Below are 16,264 nucleotides of genomic sequence, written 5' to 3' on the forward strand. Positions count from 1 at the left end.
GCCGGGCCCGGAGAGGCGTGACCAGAGTCACGATCAGGTGCCGTTGTCGGAAACTCCAGCGGCCGCCGTACTGGTCGCGCCCGCGCGGGTGGCGATGCCCGCGACGGCCGCGGCCTCGTCGAGCAGCGCGGGCACGTCGTATTCGAGCGCCCGCGCGTACGGGGTGTCGAGGTCGCCCGCGACGCGCTGTGAGCGGGCCGCTTCGACGATCGCGGCGAGCTTGAAAAGGGCGAGGCAGCGGTAGTACGTGACGTGCCGGACGGGCCGACCGATGGCCTGCTCGTACCGGTCGAGCAGTGCCTCCCGCGGCGGTGCGCCCGGCGCACGGGACACGGCTTGGATCGCAGGCATCCCGGGTGGGTCGACCGGCCGCTCACCCCAGAACGCCAGCAGCAGCCCCAGGTCCAACAGCGGGTCGCCGATCGTGGCCATCTCCCAGTCGATCACGGCGAGCAGCCGCGGTTCGCGGGCCGAGACGAGGCAGTTGTCCAGGTGGAAATCGCCGTGGAGCAGGGCGGGCGCGGCGTCGTCGGGACGGTTACGTTCGAGCCAGTCGGCGACCCGTTCCAGCGCAGGCAACGGTCGTCGCGCGATGCTCTGCCACTGCCGGTACCACCGGGGGACCTGCCGTTCGAGGAACCTCGCCGGCTTGCCGAACCCGTCCAGACCGGCCGCCCCCCAGTCCAGACCGTGCACCGCGGCGAGGGCGTCGACGACCTCCTCGGCGATCCGCGCGACGGCCGACGGGCCGCCGGGGTACGCGGCGGGCAGTTCGGTCGTGACGGACACGGCGTCGGGTACGTGCTCCATCACCAGGAACGGCGCCATCGGTACCGCCGGGTTCTCACAGAGCGCCACCGGCCTCGGCGCGGGCACCGCCGACTCCGACAACGCGCCGAGCACCCGGTGTTCCCGCTCGAGGTTGTGCGCCGACGCAGAGAGTGCGTTCCGCGGCGGCCTGCGCAACACGTATCGTGTCTCGACGCAGGTCAGCAGGCACGTCTCGTTCGAGTTTCCGCCGGAGAGCCTGCGTAGCCGCCACGGTCCGACGCCGGGCGTGTTCGCCGTCAGCCAGTCCTGCAGCGGCGCGGCGAGCACCTCGTCGGACGCGGTCATGAGGCCACCGTCGCGAGCTCGAGGTGGTCGCGGAACCGCGCGAGCGCCTCTTCGCGCCGGGTCGGGACGTGCTCGGTGGGCGTGGCGGCGGGTGTGTAGTCGCGCAGCAGCCTGCGCGCGACCGTCACCCGGTGCACCTCGTCGGGGCCGTCGTAGATACGAGCGGCTCGCGCCCACCGGTACATCTGTTCCAGGGGCATGTCGGTGGAGAACCCGAGCGAGCCGTGGACCTGGATCGCTTTGTCGATGACGTCGTGCAGCACGGTCGCGCCGTGGTACTTGATCATCGCGATCTCGGTGCGCGCCTCCTTGGCGCCGACCCGGTCGATCTTCCACGCCGCGTACAGCGTCAGCAGCCGTGTCGACTCGATCGCCGCGGCGCAGTCGGCCACCCAGTTCTGGATCGTCTGCTTGTCCGACAACGGGCCGCCGTGCACGTCAACGCTGACGGCACGCTCACACAGCATGTCGAACGCCCGCCTGCACACGCCGAGCCAGCGCATGCAGTGGTGGATGCGACCGGGGCCGAGCCGCTGCTGGGCCAGCGCGAACGCCCGGCCCCGCGCCCCCAGCAGGTTCTCGGCAGGCACCCGGACGTCGCGGTAGAAGACCTCGCAATGCGACCACACGGGGTTCTTGTGGTCCGGATCGTTCATCAGCCCGATCTCGCGCGTCTCGACACCGGCTGCGTCGGTGGGCACGAGCAGCATCGACATGCGGGCATGCGGTTCGGCGTCCGGCTCGGTGACCGCCATGACGATGTGGAAGTCCGCGCGTGAGGCGTTGCCGACGAACCACTTCCGGCCGCTCAGCACCCAGTGGTCGCCGTCGAGGCGAGCCGACGTCGTGAACTGTTTCGGGTCCGACCCGGTGCCCTGTTCGGTCATGGAGAACGCGCTGAGCAGTTCCCCGCGCAGCAGCGGTTCCATCCACCGTGTGCGCTGGTCGGCGTTGCCCGCGATGGCGATCAGCTCGGCGTTGCCGGAGTCGGGCGCCTGGCAGCCGAAGACGTAGGGCGCGAGTTCGCTCCTGCCCAGGATCTCGTGCAGCAGGCCGAGCTTGAGCTGGCCGTACCCCTGGCCACCGAGCTCGGGGCCGAGGTGCGCCGCCCACAGGCCGTTGGCCTTGACCTGCTGCTGCAACGACTCGGCGAGCCTGCGGAACGTGGCGTGGTCGAGGTCGAGCACCTCGAGTGGGCAGATCTCGTCGCGGACGAACCCGCGGGCCCAGTCCAGTTTCGCCTCGAATTCGGGTTCGGTGGAGAAGTCCCAGGTCATCTGCCGTCCTCTTCGACTGGAGCGACGCTCCTCGGGTGTGCGGCCCGCGGGGTGGCCTGCTTCCGACGCCCGGCCGCACCCCGACGTTAGAAACGGCGCGTGGCCACGAGCCAGACGTGCCCGTGGCGGCCGTTGTGGGGTTCCACAGTCGGCGTGGCCGAAGTCGCAGTAGGGCGCCGCGAGGCCCCCTACTGGCGAGTCATCGCTGTTCGAGTTAACCTACTCGCGAGTAGGTAACCGAAGGGGATGACTGTGGCTCGACAGAATCCGCAGCAGGGGCGCGACGCCATGGGGCTCGGCCTCGCCGCGCTCAACCGGCTGGCAGGCAGCAAGCTGATCGACCGCGCGGGGCTGCGCAAGCCCGTGGAGGACATCGTCTCGTCGGCCACTCGCGCCGGCTTCCAGGCGGTGGGCACGGCGAATCGCACGTTCAAGGCGACGACGCGGCTCGGCAAGCCCGCCCGCCTCGAGAAGGCGCCCGATTCGGGGCTGTTCGACCTCGACCCGACCGACGAGCAGCAGATGATCGTCGAGACGGTCGACGAGTTCGCCGCGGAACAGCTCCGGCCCGCGGCGGCCCAGGCCGACGACAAGCTCGCGCCCCCGGACGGCCTGCTGGGCCGCGCCGCCGAGCTCGGCGTGACGCAGATCGGCATTCCCGAGGAGCTCGACGGGGTCGGCTCCGAGCGTTCGGTCGTCACCAACGCGCTGGTCGCCGAGTCGCTGGCGCACGGCGACATGGGCCTGGCCGTGGCGGTGCTCGCGCCGTCGGCCGTGAGCAACGCCCTCGTGCAGTGGGGCGACGCCGACCAGCAGGCGGCCTACGTGCCCGCGTTCGCGGGCGAGAACGTGCCCGCCGCGGCGCTGGCGCTGCAGGAGCGCACCCCGCTGTTCGACCCGTTCGCACCGAAGACCCGCGCGAAGCGGACCCCCAACGGCTACCGGCTGGACGGCGTGAAGTCGCTCGTGCCGCGCGGCGCGGACGCCGAGCTGTTCGTCGTCTCCGCCGACCTCGAAGGCCGCGGTCCCGCGCTGTTCATCGTCGAATCGTCGACCGCGGGCGTGTCCGTCGAGGCCGAACCCGCCATGGGCCTGCGCAGCGCCGCGACGACGAAGCTCGTCCTCAACGACGTGAAGCTCCCCGCGGGCGCGCTGCTGGGCGGCGGCGAGCGGGAGGTGTTCGCCGACGTCGTGCGCCTGTCCCGCATCGGGTGGGCGGCGCTCGCGTGCGGCACGGGCAAGGCCGTGCTCGACTACGTGATCCCGTACGTCAACGAGCGGGAGGCGTTCGGCGAGCCGATCAGCCACCGCCAGGGTGTCGCGTTCCAGGTGTCGGACATCGCGATCGAACTGGAAAGCATGCGGCTGACGATGCTGCGCGCGGCCTCGCGCGCCGAGCAGGGCCGGCCCTACGCCCGCGAAGTCGCGCTCGCCCGCAAGCTCGCCACGGACAAGGGCATGCAGATCGGCAGCGCGGGCGTGCAGTTGCTCGGCGGGCACGGCTACACCAAGGAGCACCCGGTGGAGCGCTGGTATCGCGACCTGCGCGCGATCGGCGCCGTCGACGGCATCGTTCTCCTGTAGAGACAGCGCAGAAAGGGCTTGCTGTGATCAACCTCGAGATCCCCAAGAAGGCCAAGGCGCTGGTCAACCAGGCGCACCAGGCTGCCGCGGAGGTGTTCCGGCCGAACTCCCGCAAGTACGACAGGGCCGAGCACGCCTATCCGTCCGAACTGGACATGCTGGCGTCGCTGCTGGACGGGCTGAACTCGTCCGGCGAGGGCGGCGCGGGAGCCTCCGGCGTCCGCGCGGGCGACGACGACAAGAACAAGGGCAACCGCAACGGCGGCAACCTGTCCACCGTGCTCGGTGCGATCGAGATGTGCTGGGGCGACGTGGCGCTGCTGCTGTCGATGCCGCGCCAGGGCCTCGGCAACGCGGCGATCGCGTCGGTGGCCGACGACGAGCAGCTGGAACGGTTCAAGGGCAAGTGGGCCGCCATGGCGATCACGGAACCGAGCTTCGGTTCCGACTCGGCCGCGGTGAGCGCCACCGCCGAGCTCGACGGCGACGAGTACGTCCTCAACGGCGAGAAGATCTTCGTGACCGCGGGTGAGCGGGCCGACTGCGTCGTCGTGTGGGCCACGTTGGACAAGTCGAAGGGCCGTGCCGCGATCAAGTCGTTCGTCGTCGAGAAGGGCACGCCGGGTTTCGAGGTCGTGCGGCTCGAGCACAAGCTCGGCATTCGCGCCTCCGACACGGCGGTGCTGCGGTTCGAGAACTGCCGCGTGCCGAAGGAGAACCTGCTCGGCAGCCCGGAGATCGACACGAAGAACGGCTTCGCGGGGGTCATGCAGACCTTCGACAACACCCGCCCGCTGGTCGCCGCGATGGCGGTCGGTGTCGCGCGGGCGGCGTTGGAGGAGACCCGCCGGGTGCTCGACGAGGCCGGCGTCGAGATCGACTACGACAAGCCGGCGAACACCCAGAGCGCGGCGGCCGCCACGTTCCTCCAGCTGGAGGCCGATTACGAGGCCGCGTACCTGCTGACGCTGGAATCGGCGTGGATGGCCGACAACCGAAAGCCCAACTCGCTGCAGGCATCCATGGCCAAGGCGAAGGCGGGCCGGTCCGGTGTGGACATCACGCTCCGCTGCGTCGAGCTGGCGGGCGTGTACGGCTACACCGAGGAATCGCTGCTCGAGAAGTGGAGCCGCGACGCGAAGATCCTCGACATCTTCGAAGGCACCCAGCAGATCCAGCAGCTCATCATCGCCCGCCGCCTGCTGGGCAAGTCGAGTGCCGAACTGAAGTAACCGACCCGGTGGGCGGCCGTCCCTCCCCCGGCGACCGCCCTCCCCACGACCGCCCGGCTGCCCCTCACCCCTGCAGCCGGGCGGTTTTCTGTGTTCGGTGCCCGTGACGGGAACAGCCCTCCTCCGCACATCGCTGCGCCCGCATGATCCGCCGGAAGAAGCACGGCGAGTGGTCCGTTCGACCCTGTCGACAACGAGACGTAACCGGCACGTCACGCGCAGCCGCGACAACTAACGGCGACGAAATTCAGCTCCCCTAACGTTCGGACCTCCGAGCACAGCGGCATGTCGAACGTTGGGAGACAGCTTTGAGCATCACTCGCCGTGACCTGTTGCGGAACATCGGAATCGCCGGCGGAACCGGTGTGATGTTCTCGTCGATGGGCGCCCTCGGCCTGAATCCCGCGGCCCTCGCGGCGCAGACACCTCCGTTCACCCCGTTGGACAAGAACGCCCTGCGCGGACACGGGAAACGATCCGTGGTCGTCATGGGCGGCGGCATCGCCGGGATGACGACGGCGTACGAATTGCTGAAGGGCGGCTACGACGTCACCGTCCTGGAGGGGCGCGATCGGCCCGGTGGCCGCAATTGGACGGTGCGCGGGGGCGACCGCTACACCGATCTCGACGGCAACCGGCAGCGAGCGGCCTTCTCGAAGGGCGAGTACATGAACACCGGGCCGGGGCGCATTCCGCAGATGCACGTGACGCTCGACTACTGCAAGGAACTCGGCGTGGACCTCGAGGTCTTCAACAACCAGAACGCCGATGCGTTCCTGTACCGCGAGGGTGACCACGGGTTGGACGGTGAGGCCGTCCGGCACCGGGCCGCCAAGGCCGACGTGTACGGATACACCTCCGAGCTGCTGGCCAAGGCCACGGATCAGGGCGCGCTCGACGCCTACGTCACCGACAGCGACAAGGAGCAGCTCATCGCGTTCCTGCGCGGCTTCGGCGACCTCGGGGACAAAGTGGACGGCGACCCGGCCGCGAGTTTCGCCTACACGGGGACGAGCAGGCGTGGATACGAGGTTCAGCCCGGTGCCGGGCGGGAATCCGGCGTGGAGACCACGCCCTATGCGTTGTCGGATGTACTGGCGTCCGGGGTCGGCCGGTATTTCTCGTTCGAGTTCGGTTTCGACCAGGCTATGGTGATGCTCCAGCCGGTGGGAGGCATGGACCGTATCGCCTACGCCCTCGCCGACGCGATCGGCAGACGGCACTTCCGCTACGGCACCGAGGTCGTCGCCTACCGCAACACCGCCGACGGGGTCGAGGTCTCCTACCGGCAGGGCGGTGCGACGAGAACGATCACGGCCGACTTCGCCGTGAACACCATCCCGCCGCACCTCGCGGCGGAGATCCCCAGCAACCTCCCGTCCGAGGTGATCGCCGCGCTCAGGTCCGCGCAGGTGAGCAACGCCGGGAAGCTCGGCATCGAGTACGACCGCCGTTGGTGGGAAGAGGACTACCGCATCTACGGAGGGATCAGCAACGCCGACACCGACCTGTCGAACATCTGGCACCCGTCCTACGGCTATCACGGCGACAAGGGCGTGATGATCGGCTACTACAACACCGGCGGCGACGCCGACAGCTACGGCGCGCTCACGCCGGATCGACGTCTTCAGCGTGCCGTCGCACAGGGTCGGAAGATCTTCGGGGACGTCTACACGCAGGGCATCACGGCCTCCTTCTCACAGAACTGGGCCCGGGCGCCGTTCTCCGAGGGGGCGTGGGTCCATTGGCGCGACCAGAACGGCGCCGACTACGAACGGCTGCTCGAACCGACGGGCAACATCCACTTCGCAGGCGACCACCTCAGCCACGCCATCGCCTGGCAGCACGGCGCGATGGTGTCGGCGCGTGCGGTCGTCGCCCGGATCCAGGAGCGTGTCGCCGCATCCTGACGACCCGGGTCGTCGAACTCGGCGGGACGACCGGGGCCGGGATCGGTCCGTAGCCGCCGAGTTCGGACCCGTCGTCGGCATCGCCCCGGCACCCACCAGTCGGGGACCTCGGCCGCCCGGGCGCAGAACACGCGTGCCCGACTGCAGAACACACGCCCCGGAATGTGCAACACGGACTCCGCAACCCATAACACGCGCCCCCGAACCCGCAACACGGACTCCGGAACCTGCAACACGCGCCCCGGAAACCGCAACACGGGGCCCGGGATCCGCAACACGGCGGTCAGCGGCCGGGGAGGAACTCCTGGAGTTTCGTCTTCGCGCCCTGCATGAGGACGTGCCACGTGTTGGGGTCGCCCTTGGCGAGCGCCTGGGCGGTCGAGGTCATCTGGTCGAGCGTGGCGTGCGGCGGGATCGGCGGCACCTCGGGATCGCACCGCACATCGAGCAACGCCGGACCACGGCCACCCAGCACACGGTCCCACGCGACGCCGAGCTGCTCCGGATCGTCGATCGACACGGTGTCGAAGCCGAGCGCTGCCGCGAACGCAGCGTACGACATGTCCGGCAGGTTCTGCGACTCCTCGAACTTGGGCGCCCCGCCCATCGCGCGCAGCTCCCACGTGACCTGGTTGAGGTCGTCGTTGTGGAACACGCAGACGACGAGCCGCTGGTCGTCCCACAGTTCGCGGTACCGGGCGATCGTCAGCAGTTCCGTGAGACCGTTCATCTGCATCGCGCCGTCGCCGACGAGCGCGACGACGGGCCGGTCCGGGTGGGCGAACTTCGCCCCGATCGCGTACGGCACGCCCGCGCCCATCGTGGCGAGCGTGCCGGACAGCGACGCCCGCATCCTCCCGCGGATCCGCAGGTTGCGCGCGAACCAGTTCGTCGACGACCCCGAGTCGGCCGTGATGATCGCGTCCTCGGGCAGCCGTGCCGACAGCTCGTGCACCACCCGCTGCGGGTTCACCGGTGCGGCGCCGAGCATGGCCTGCTGCCGCATCGTGTCCCACCACTCGGAGACGTTCGACTCGATGGTCGAGCGCCACGACGCCGCGTTCTTCCGTTGCAACCGTGGCAACAGCGCACGCAGCGTGGCCTTCGCCTCGCCCGCGAGGTTCACCTCGGTCGGGTAGCGCATGCCGAGCACGCCGGCGTCCACGTCGATCTGCACCGCCCTGGCCTGACCGAACTCCGGAAGGAACTGGCTGTAAGGCATGTTCGAACCGACGATCAACAGCGTGTCGCAGTCGCGCATCAGCTCGTACGTCGGCCGTGTCCCGAGCAGTCCGATCGACCCGGTGACGTACGGCAACTCGTCGGACAGCACGTCCTTGCCGAGCAGGGCCTTCGCGACACCCGCGCCGGTCAGCTCGGCGACCTGGCTCACCTCGTGCGCCGCGTTGCGGGCGCCCTGACCCGCCAGGATCGCCACCCGCTCGCCCGCGTTGAGGACCTCGGCGGCACGGGCGATCTCGTCCTCCGGCGGCACGGCGACCGACCGCGGGGTGCTCGGCGGCGCCGACGGCACGTGCTTGAACTCGTGCTGCGGCGGACTGTAGGTCTGTTCCTGCAGGTCGCCCGGCACGATCACGGCCGTGACGGTGCGCTGCGCCCACGCGGTGCGCATGGCCCTGTCGAGCGCGTTCGGCAGCTGCTCGGCGGTGTTGACCTCCACCAGGTAGGCCGAGGCCACGTCGGCCAGCAACGGCTGCAGGTCGACCTCCTGCTGGTAACTGCCGCCCATCGCCGTGCGCGCCGTCTGCCCGACGATCGCGACGACCGGAACGTGGTCGAGCTTGGCGTCGTAGAGCCCGTTGAGCAGATGGATCGCGCCCGGGCCCGATGTGGCGAGACACACGCCCACGTTCCCGCTGAACTTGGCGTAGCCGACGGCCGAGAAGGCCGACATCTCCTCGTGGCGCGACTGCACGAACCGGGGCCGGTTGCCGGCCTCGCCGAACGCGGCGACGATGCCGTTGATGCCGTCGCCGGGATAGCCGAACACCTGCTCGACGTCCCATTCCCGCAGCCTGCGCAGCATCTGGTCGCCGACCGTTTCCGCCATCACTTCTCCCGTCCTCGACTGCTGTCGACCGTCCCGGGGCTACCCACCGGGCGCCGCGGCAACCCGGTCGTACGATGAGGCGCGTGAAGCACATCCACGCGGGCAAGGTCAGGGATCTGTACGACGACGACGGCGACATCCTGCTCGTCGCCTCCGACCGGATCTCCGTCTACGACGTGACCCTGCCGACGCCGATCCCCGACAAGGGTGCGCTGCTCACGCAGCTGTCGCGCTGGTGGTTCGAGCGGTTCGCCGGCCTGGTCCCGAACCATGTGCTGTCGGCCACCGACGTCCCGGACGAGTTCGTGGGCAGAGCGCTGCGGTGCAGGCCGCTGACCATGGTCAGGGTGGAGTGCATCGCGCGCGGCTACCTGTCCGGATCGGGCCTGAAGGAGTACCGCGAACGCGGCACCGTGTCGGGCGTGGCACTGCCCGACGGGCTCGTGGAGGGCAGCGAACTTCCGGAGCCGATCTTCACGCCGACGACGAAGGCCGACGCCGGGCACGACGAGGCGATCACCTTCGACGACGTCGTCGCACAGGAGGGCGGCGAGACGGCGGAACGACTGCGCGCGCTCACGCTCGAGCTGTACCGCGCGGGCGCCGAGCACGCGGCCGAACGTGGCATCATCGTCGCCGACACCAAGGTCGAATTCGGCTGGGACGCCGACGGGGTGCTCACCCTCGGCGACGAGGTACTGACCTCCGATTCGTCCCGCTTCTGGCCCGCCGACGAGTGGCGGCCGGGGCAGCCGCAGCACGCGTTCGACAAGCAGTTCGTGCGCGACTGGGCGACCTCGACCGGCTGGGACAAGACCCCGCCCGGCCCTGAGGTTCCCTCCGACATCGTCGCGGCCACCCGTGCCCGCTACGCCGAGGCCTACGAACGCATCACCGGGGAGACGTGGCAGGCCGCCGTGCCGAGCTAACCGTCCCCGTGGTCACTCGGGGAGCGCCACGGGTCGCCCCACCCCTGCACGTGCGCGAACGCGGCGATGACCAGCACGATCGCCGCCAGCAACACCAGGCCGAAGTTCAGCGTCACCAGGCCCAGCACGATCAGCACACCGGCGAACATGTCGAGGCCGCGGCGCAACACCCGGCCACCCGCCCACCGGCGCGGCGGGCCCCCACGGCCGAACGCACGCGCCAGCTCGGGATCGTCGTCTCGCAGTGTGCCGCCGATACGCTCGAGCTCTTCACGTTCGCGACGACTCAGCATGGCGAACTCCCTCGCTCGTCTCCTCCGCGTCCCGCGCCGACTACCCGTCGCCGGGCGGCGCTAATCCCGCTGGGCGCACCGGGGATGCCCGGCGTGTCGGGCACTCGCGGGTACCGCATCGTCCGCACAGCCGATGGTCCGGCGGGGTGCGGCGCCGTATCGTGAGGAGAACCACGGGCCGGACAGCCCCCGGGACTCCGCACCTCCCCCTCGTTGCGGAGGCCCGGACGAGGAGAACGCCCGGCACGCCTCCCGTCGGTGGGCGTGCCGGGCGTTCCACATCGCAGGCCCTCCCCACCGGAACCCGGTGAACACCACGTTTCGGTCATCTCCCACCTCGCCTCCCCGACGTGATCACGCGGCAATACGACAGGGCGGGTTCCGGAAACACGGGCTTTCTAGCGTGAGCCGGCGACGCAGCGACGGCCGGCGCCGGCTCCTTCCGGGGACCCGGCCCCGCCGCGTCCGCGTCACCATCTCGGTCCCCGACGGGAAAGGCGATTCCTCCGTGAGCTTCGTGAGAACCGCAGCAGGGCGAGGGCGTGCACGGCGCGGCGCCGCGCTGGTCGTTACCGCCGCATTCGTGCTCGCATCGTGCGGAAACCGCGTCGACGAGGGCGGCGACGCAGCGGCGCCGGAGTCCTGTGTGGACACCTCGAGTGATTCCGTCAAGGTCGGGTTCGTCAACTCGCTCTCCGGCACGATGGCCATCAGCGAGCAGACGGTGCACGACTCGCTGCAACTCGCCGCCGAGCAGATCAACGACAGTGGCGGCGTGCTCGGCAAACAGCTCGACGTCGTCAGCGAGGACGGCGCGTCCGAGCCCACCGTCTTCGCGGAGAAGGCGGGCAAGCTGATCAGCGACGACTGTGTGGCCGCGGTGTTCGGCGGCTGGACCTCGTCGTCCCGCAAGGCGATGCTTCCCGTGGTCGAAGGGGCGAACTCGCTGCTGTTCTACCCCGTCCAGTACGAGGGCCTCGAAGCGTCGGACAACATCTTCTACACCGGTGCGACCACGAACCAGCAGATCGTGCCCGCGCTCGACTACCTGGCGGAGCAGGGCACCGAATCGCTGTTCCTCGTCGGCTCGGACTACGTCTTCCCGCGCACGGCCAACAAGATCATCAAGCAGTACGCCAAGGCCCACGACATCGAGATCGCGGGCGAGCAGTACGCCCCGCTGGGCCACACCGACTTCTCGACCATCAGCAACAAGGTGAAGGCGGCGGGCGCCGACGCGGTGTTCAACACGCTCAACGGCGATTCGAACGTCGCGTTCTTCAAGGAGTACCGCAACTCCGGACTCACCGCCGACGACATGCCCGTCATGTCGGTGTCCATCGCCGAGGAGGAGGTCGACGGCATCGGCCTGCGCAACCTCGAAGGCCAGCTCACCGCCTGGAACTACTACCAGACCGTCGACACCCCGGAGAACGAGAAGTTCGTCGAGGCGTTCCGGTCCGAGTACGGCGACGACCGCGTCACCTCCGACCCGATGGAGGCCGCCTACACCTCGCTGTATCTGTGGAAGGAAATGGTCGAGAAGGCCGAGTCGTTCGCGACCGACGACGTCCGCGAGGCCGCGGGCGGCGTGACGTTCGACGCGCCCGAGGGCACGGTCACCGTGAACGGCGACAACCAGCACATCGCCAAGACGTCCCGCGTGGGCGCGGTCGGCGACGACGGCCTGATCCACACCGTGTGGGACTCCGGAGAGCCCATCGAACCGGACCCGTTCCTCGAGAGCTACGACTGGGCAGAGGGCCTGTCCGCGGGCTGAGTCGCGGGCTGAGTCGCGCCGGGGCGCCCTGCGCACGGGCGCCCCGGCACCACCCGCACCTGCCCGGACCCACCGGTTCGAAAGGACCCTCGTGGACGCATTGTTCGCTCAGCTCTTCGCCGGACTGTCGCTCGGCTCCGTGCTCCTGCTCGCCGCGCTGGGACTGGCGCTGACGTTCGGCCAGATGGGCGTCATCAACATGGCGCACGGCGAGTTCATGATGGCGGGCGCCTACACCGCGTTCGTCGTGCAGAGCGTCGTCGGTGACGCCGGACTGTCCCTGTTCGTGTCGCTGCCCGCCGGATTCCTCGTCGGCGGCGCGCTCGGTGTGTTGCTCGAAGCGACCCTGCTACGGCGCATGTACCACCGCCCACTCGACACGCTCCTCGTCACGTGGGGAGTGGCACTGATCCTGCAGCAGCTGGCCCGCGACATCTTCGGCGCGCCGAACGTGGAGGTCCGCGCGCCCGGCTGGCTCTCGGGCAACGTCGACCTCGGCTTGCTGCAGGTCTCGTCGGCGCGGCTGTTCATCATCGTGCTGTCCGTCGCGGCCGTGGTGGGCCTCGGCGTGCTGCTGAAGACGTCCCCGCTGGGCAGGCGGATCCGCGGCACCGTGCAGAGCCGCGACCTCGCCGAGACGGTCGGCGTGTCCACCCGCGCGACGGACCGGATGACGTTCTTCATCGGCTCCGGCCTGGCGGGTGTCGCGGGTGTGGCCCTGACCCTGCTCGGTTCGACGGGGCCGACGCTCGGCACCAACTACATCGTCGACGCGTTCCTCGTCGTCGTCGCCGGTGGCATCGGCCAGATCAAGGGATGCGTGATCGCGGCGTTCGGCCTCGGCACCCTGCAGGCCGCGTTCGAGTACTCCACCACGGCCAGTCTCGCCAAGGTCGCGGTGCTCGTGGTCGTCGTGGTCTTCCTGCAGGCCCGGCCGCAGGGAATCTTCAGCGTGAAGACGAGGAGTCTGGTATGACCCCGATCGTGAGGCGCCACGGCGCCACCCTCGCGGGTTTCGCCGCCGTCGCCGTCGCACTGTTCGCCGTGGCACCGTCGGTGTTGTCGACGTTCCGGCTGTCGCTGCTGGGCCAGTTCGTGTGCTTCGCGATGGTCGCCGTCGGCATCGGCCTCGCCTGGGGCCGGGGCGGAATGCTCACCCTCGGCCAGGGCGTCTACTTCGGACTCGGCGCCTACGTCATGGCCATGCACATGAAGCTCGACGACGCGGGCCCCGGCGGCGTCCCCGACTTCATGCAGCTCTACGGCAACGGCGAGGTCCCGTTGTGGTGGGAGCCGTTCCGCTCACCGGTGATCACCCTGGTCGCCGTGGCGGCGATCCCGGCCGCGGTGGCGTTCGTCCTGGGCTGGGCGATCTTCCGGCGCGGCGTGCGCGGAGCCTACTTCGCCATTCTCTCGCAGGCACTCGCCGCGGCGTTCGCGATCCTGCTCATCGGGCAACAGGCGACCACCGGCGGCACGAACGGGCTCAACGGCTTCCGCTCGTTCTTCGGCTACGACCTGTTCGACCCGGTGAACAAACGGATGCTGTTCTTCATCGCCTCCGGCGCACTGCTGCTGATGCTGCTGGCCGCCTGGCAGCTCTACCGTTCGCGCTACGGCGAACTGCTCGTGGCCGTACGCGACCAGGAGCAACGTGTCCGGTTCCTCGGCTACGACCCGGCACTGGTCAAGACCGTCGCCTACGTGATCGCCGCCGTCATGGCAGGCATCGGCGGAGCGTTGTTCGTACCGATCGCGGGCATCGTCTCGCCGGACGACGTCGGCGTGGTCCCGTCCATCGGGTTCCTGATCGGCGTGGCGATCGGCGGCCGCGCGACCCTGTTCGGCCCCGCGCTCGGCGCGCTGATCGTGGCCTGGGCCGAGACGTCGCTGTCGGAGAGTTTCCCCTCGATGTGGACGTACTTCCAGGGCGTGCTGTTCGTGGTCGTCGTGGCATTCCTGCCGCGTGGCTTCGCCTCCGTGTCGGCACTGTGGCGACGGCGGCCCACCCCGGCGACCGAACCCGCACCGCAGCGACAGGAGGCCACGGTATGAGCATGACCGCCGACTACCTCGAACTCTCCGACGTGCGGGTGGAGTTCGACGGCTTCCGCGCCGTCGACGGAGTGTCCCTCACGGTGCTGCAAGGGGATCTGCGTTTCCTGATCGGCCCGAACGGCGCGGGCAAGACGACCCTCGTCGACGCGATCACCGGCCTCGCCCGCGCGGCCGGGTCGATCCGGTTCGGCAGGACCGAACTCCTCGGCCGCAAGGCGCACCGGATCGCACGGCTCGGTGTCGGCAGGACGTTCCAAACCGCCAGCGTGTTCGAGGACCTGTCCGTGTTGCAGAACCTCGACATCGCCGCGGGCGCCGAACGCGGCCCCGTGACGATGCTGCGGGCCCGTGGCCGGACACCCGAGCGGATCGACGAGACGTTGGAGACCGTCGGGCTCACGGCGCACCGCGACCTCAAGGCGGGGACGCTGTCCCACGGTCAGAAACAGTGGCTGGAGATCGGCATGCTCCTGGTCCGGGACGCGCGGGTGCTGCTGCTCGACGAACCCGTCGCGGGCATGAGCGGCGAGGAACGCACGAGGACCGGCGAACTGCTCCGCCGCGTCGGCGCCGACCGGACGGTCGTGGTCGTCGAGCACGACATGGACTTCATGCGTTCGTTCGCGGACTCGGTGACCGTGTTGCACGCCGGTTCGGTGCTGTCCGAAGGCAGTGTGGCCGAGGTGCAGTCCGACCCACGGGTGCAGGAGGTCTACCTCGGCACCGCGCCCACCGACGCGGCGAACGACTCCGACGAGGCGGTGGCGTGATGCTCGAACTCGACGACCTCCACGTGGGCTACGGCCGCACGACCGTGGTGCACGGCGCGACCGTGCACGTGCCCGAAGGCGGGATCACCGCGGTGATGGGCCACAACGGAGCGGGCAAGACGACGTTGCTGCGCGCCGCCGTCGGACTGCTCGCACCGTCGCGGGGGCGGGTGCTGCTCGACGGCGACGACGTCACGCGGCTGCGGCCCCACCGGCGCGTACGGCGCGGACTGGCCTACGTGCCACAGGGCCAGCAGAGCTTCCCCCAGCTCACGACGGCGGAGAACCTGCAGCTCGTCGCCGACACCCGCCCGCGCGGACGCGCCCGCACCGACGAGCTGCTCGATCTGTTCCCCGCGCTGCGCGAGGTGATGTCACGCAAGGCCGGCCTGCTCTCCGGTGGGCAGCGGCAGCAGCTGGCGATCGCCAGGGCGCTGATCACCGAACCGCGCGTGCTGATCCTCGACGAGCCCACCGAGGGCATCCAGCCGTCCGTCGTGGCCCAGATCGAACGCACGATCGCCGACCTGACGAGCGGTGACGACCTGTCGGTGCTGCTGGTGGAACAGCACATCGGTTTCGCGTTGTCGGTGGCGGACCGCTACTACGTCCTCGCCTCGGGCCGGGTCACCTCGTCCGGCGACGGCGGCGACGATTCCCACGCGACGGTCCGCGCCGCGATGGCGATCTGAGGATGCGGCCGACCCGGCGGTCCCGCACGGCCGCGCGTGCCGCCGGGTCAGCCACCGTGGTCGAAGCGGACGAACCTGACCTCACGGCCCAGTGCGCGGAAGTCCTCGTCGCTGCCGTCGACCCGGTAGCCCATGACGCGCGTCAGGCGTGCGGCGAGTTTCGGCGTCCTGCGGCCGTACTCGACCATCAGCTCCACGCCCGTCTCGACGTCCAGCGCCGTCGCGGTCGCCGACGTACGTAACCGTCCGCTCTGGATGGTCACGGACGGGTTCTCGAGGATGTTCCGGTACCAGGCGGCTTTCGCCCCGAAACCGGAGCACGCCGTGATCGAGCGCGCGTCACTCGTGACCACCTCGAGAACGACCTCGCGCCGCTTGCCGGTGCGCCTGCCGGTGTGTACCAGGTACAGGAACCGGCGACTCAGCAGTGCGCCGAGGCCGCAGCGATAGAACACGATCGGCGCCCGCGCCAGCGCGCGCTTCCATCCGCTCGGCGGCCCGGCATCCGTGATCTGCTCCACGACCGGCACCCTACTCCGCCGGTACCCTGGA

Annotated in this window: 14 protein-coding genes; 9 read left to right on the forward strand and 5 right to left on the reverse strand. The window is 69.8% G+C overall.

Annotated features, from left to right (window positions below):
• Positions 1-33 precede the first annotated feature (33 nt).
• Entirely contained in the window at positions 34-1,116 is a 1,083-nt protein-coding gene (locus LY13_RS12710) for a phosphotransferase family protein (protein WP_253828610.1), read from the reverse strand.
• Positions 1,113-2,393, reverse strand: coding sequence for an acyl-CoA dehydrogenase family protein (locus tag LY13_RS12715; RefSeq protein ID WP_253828611.1), 1,281 nt, complete (start codon positions 2,391-2,393; stop codon positions 1,113-1,115). The genes LY13_RS12710 and LY13_RS12715 overlap by 4 nt, the downstream gene beginning before the upstream one ends.
• A gap of 288 nt (positions 2,394-2,681) precedes the next feature.
• Between LY13_RS12715 and LY13_RS12720 the strand changes: the two genes are divergently transcribed.
• The 3 genes from LY13_RS12720 to LY13_RS12730 all read left to right on the forward strand — a co-directional run bounded on the left by LY13_RS12720 (position 2,682) and on the right by LY13_RS12730 (position 7,119).
• Positions 2,682-3,977 carry an acyl-CoA dehydrogenase family protein gene (locus tag LY13_RS12720; protein ID WP_253828682.1) on the forward strand — a complete coding sequence of 432 codons (1,296 nt, stop codon included), beginning with the start codon at positions 2,682-2,684 and terminating at the stop codon, positions 3,975-3,977.
• 23 nt (positions 3,978-4,000) lie between these two features.
• Entirely contained in the window at positions 4,001-5,209 is a 1,209-nt protein-coding gene (locus tag LY13_RS12725; RefSeq protein WP_253828612.1) for an acyl-CoA dehydrogenase family protein, read from the forward strand.
• A 308-nt stretch (positions 5,210-5,517) separates the two neighbouring features.
• Positions 5,518-7,119 carry a flavin monoamine oxidase family protein gene (locus tag LY13_RS12730; RefSeq protein WP_253828613.1) on the forward strand — a complete coding sequence of 534 codons (1,602 nt, stop codon included), beginning with the start codon at positions 5,518-5,520 and terminating at the stop codon, positions 7,117-7,119.
• Between the two features lie 283 nt (positions 7,120-7,402).
• Here LY13_RS12730 and LY13_RS12735 read toward each other — a convergent pair whose 3' ends face one another.
• Positions 7,403-9,190 carry a thiamine pyrophosphate-requiring protein gene (locus LY13_RS12735; RefSeq protein ID WP_253828614.1) on the reverse strand — a complete coding sequence of 596 codons (1,788 nt, stop codon included), beginning with the start codon at positions 9,188-9,190 and terminating at the stop codon, positions 7,403-7,405.
• Positions 9,191-9,264: 74 nt separating this feature from the next.
• Here LY13_RS12735 and LY13_RS12740 point away from each other — a divergent pair, with 74 nt between their 5' ends.
• Complete coding sequence (locus LY13_RS12740) at positions 9,265-10,119, forward strand: phosphoribosylaminoimidazolesuccinocarboxamide synthase (RefSeq protein WP_253828615.1); 855 nt, start codon at positions 9,265-9,267, stop codon at positions 10,117-10,119.
• Here the strand turns inward: LY13_RS12740 and LY13_RS12745 are convergent.
• Positions 10,116-10,412 (reverse strand): DUF3040 domain-containing protein, encoded by a 297-nt coding sequence (locus tag LY13_RS12745; RefSeq protein WP_253828616.1) that lies wholly within the window; start codon positions 10,410-10,412, stop codon positions 10,116-10,118. The genes LY13_RS12740 and LY13_RS12745 overlap by 4 nt on opposite strands.
• Before the next feature lie 583 nt (positions 10,413-10,995).
• On the opposite strand from LY13_RS12745, the gene urtA reads away from it, so the two are divergent.
• The 5 genes from urtA to urtE all read left to right on the forward strand — a co-directional run bounded on the left by urtA (position 10,996) and on the right by urtE (position 15,712).
• Complete coding sequence (gene urtA / locus LY13_RS12750; protein WP_253828617.1) at positions 10,996-12,192, forward strand: urea ABC transporter substrate-binding protein; 1,197 nt, start codon at positions 10,996-10,998, stop codon at positions 12,190-12,192.
• 91 nt (positions 12,193-12,283) lie between these two features.
• Positions 12,284-13,168 (forward strand): urea ABC transporter permease subunit UrtB, encoded by an 885-nt coding sequence (gene urtB, locus LY13_RS12755; protein WP_253828618.1) that lies wholly within the window; start codon positions 12,284-12,286, stop codon positions 13,166-13,168.
• A complete protein-coding gene (gene urtC / locus LY13_RS12760; protein WP_253828619.1) occupies positions 13,165-14,247 on the forward strand; it encodes an urea ABC transporter permease subunit UrtC in 1,083 nt (360 codons plus the stop codon). The genes urtB and urtC overlap by 4 nt, the downstream gene beginning before the upstream one ends.
• A complete protein-coding gene (gene urtD / locus LY13_RS12765) occupies positions 14,244-15,020 on the forward strand; it encodes an urea ABC transporter ATP-binding protein UrtD (protein ID WP_253828620.1) in 777 nt (258 codons plus the stop codon). The genes urtC and urtD overlap by 4 nt, the downstream gene beginning before the upstream one ends.
• Positions 15,020-15,712, forward strand: coding sequence for an urea ABC transporter ATP-binding subunit UrtE (gene urtE / locus LY13_RS12770; RefSeq protein ID WP_253828621.1), 693 nt, complete (start codon positions 15,020-15,022; stop codon positions 15,710-15,712). The genes urtD and urtE overlap by 1 nt, the downstream gene beginning before the upstream one ends.
• Before the next feature lie 47 nt (positions 15,713-15,759).
• Here urtE and LY13_RS12775 read toward each other — a convergent pair whose 3' ends face one another.
• A complete protein-coding gene (locus LY13_RS12775; RefSeq protein ID WP_253828622.1) occupies positions 15,760-16,233 on the reverse strand; it encodes a nitroreductase family deazaflavin-dependent oxidoreductase in 474 nt (157 codons plus the stop codon).
• Between the last annotated feature and the right edge of the window lie 31 nt (positions 16,234-16,264).

It is taken from the genome of Prauserella aidingensis, from assembly GCF_024171865.1.
GTDB classification, from domain to species: Bacteria; Actinomycetota; Actinomycetes; order Mycobacteriales; family Pseudonocardiaceae; genus Prauserella; species Prauserella aidingensis.

Bases quoted from the DNA above. Each gene is read 5' to 3' on its own strand.
- urtE (WP_253828621.1), top strand. From the start codon at position 15,020: ATGCTCGAACTCGACGACCTCCACGTGGGCTACGGCCGCACGACCGTG.
- LY13_RS12710 (WP_253828610.1), bottom strand. From the start codon at position 1,116: ATGACCGCGTCCGACGAGGTGCTCGCCGCGCCGCTGCAGGACTGGCTG.
- LY13_RS12715 (WP_253828611.1), bottom strand. From the start codon at position 2,393: ATGACCTGGGACTTCTCCACCGAACCCGAATTCGAGGCGAAACTGGAC.
- urtD (WP_253828620.1), top strand. From the start codon at position 14,244: ATGAGCATGACCGCCGACTACCTCGAACTCTCCGACGTGCGGGTGGAG.
- LY13_RS12745 (WP_253828616.1), bottom strand. From the start codon at position 10,412: ATGCTGAGTCGTCGCGAACGTGAAGAGCTCGAGCGTATCGGCGGCACA.
- LY13_RS12735 (WP_253828614.1), bottom strand. From the start codon at position 9,190: ATGGCGGAAACGGTCGGCGACCAGATGCTGCGCAGGCTGCGGGAATGG.
- LY13_RS12740 (WP_253828615.1), top strand. From the start codon at position 9,265: ATGAGGCGCGTGAAGCACATCCACGCGGGCAAGGTCAGGGATCTGTAC.
- urtC (WP_253828619.1), top strand. From the start codon at position 13,165: ATGACCCCGATCGTGAGGCGCCACGGCGCCACCCTCGCGGGTTTCGCC.
- LY13_RS12720 (WP_253828682.1), top strand. From the start codon at position 2,682: ATGGGGCTCGGCCTCGCCGCGCTCAACCGGCTGGCAGGCAGCAAGCTG.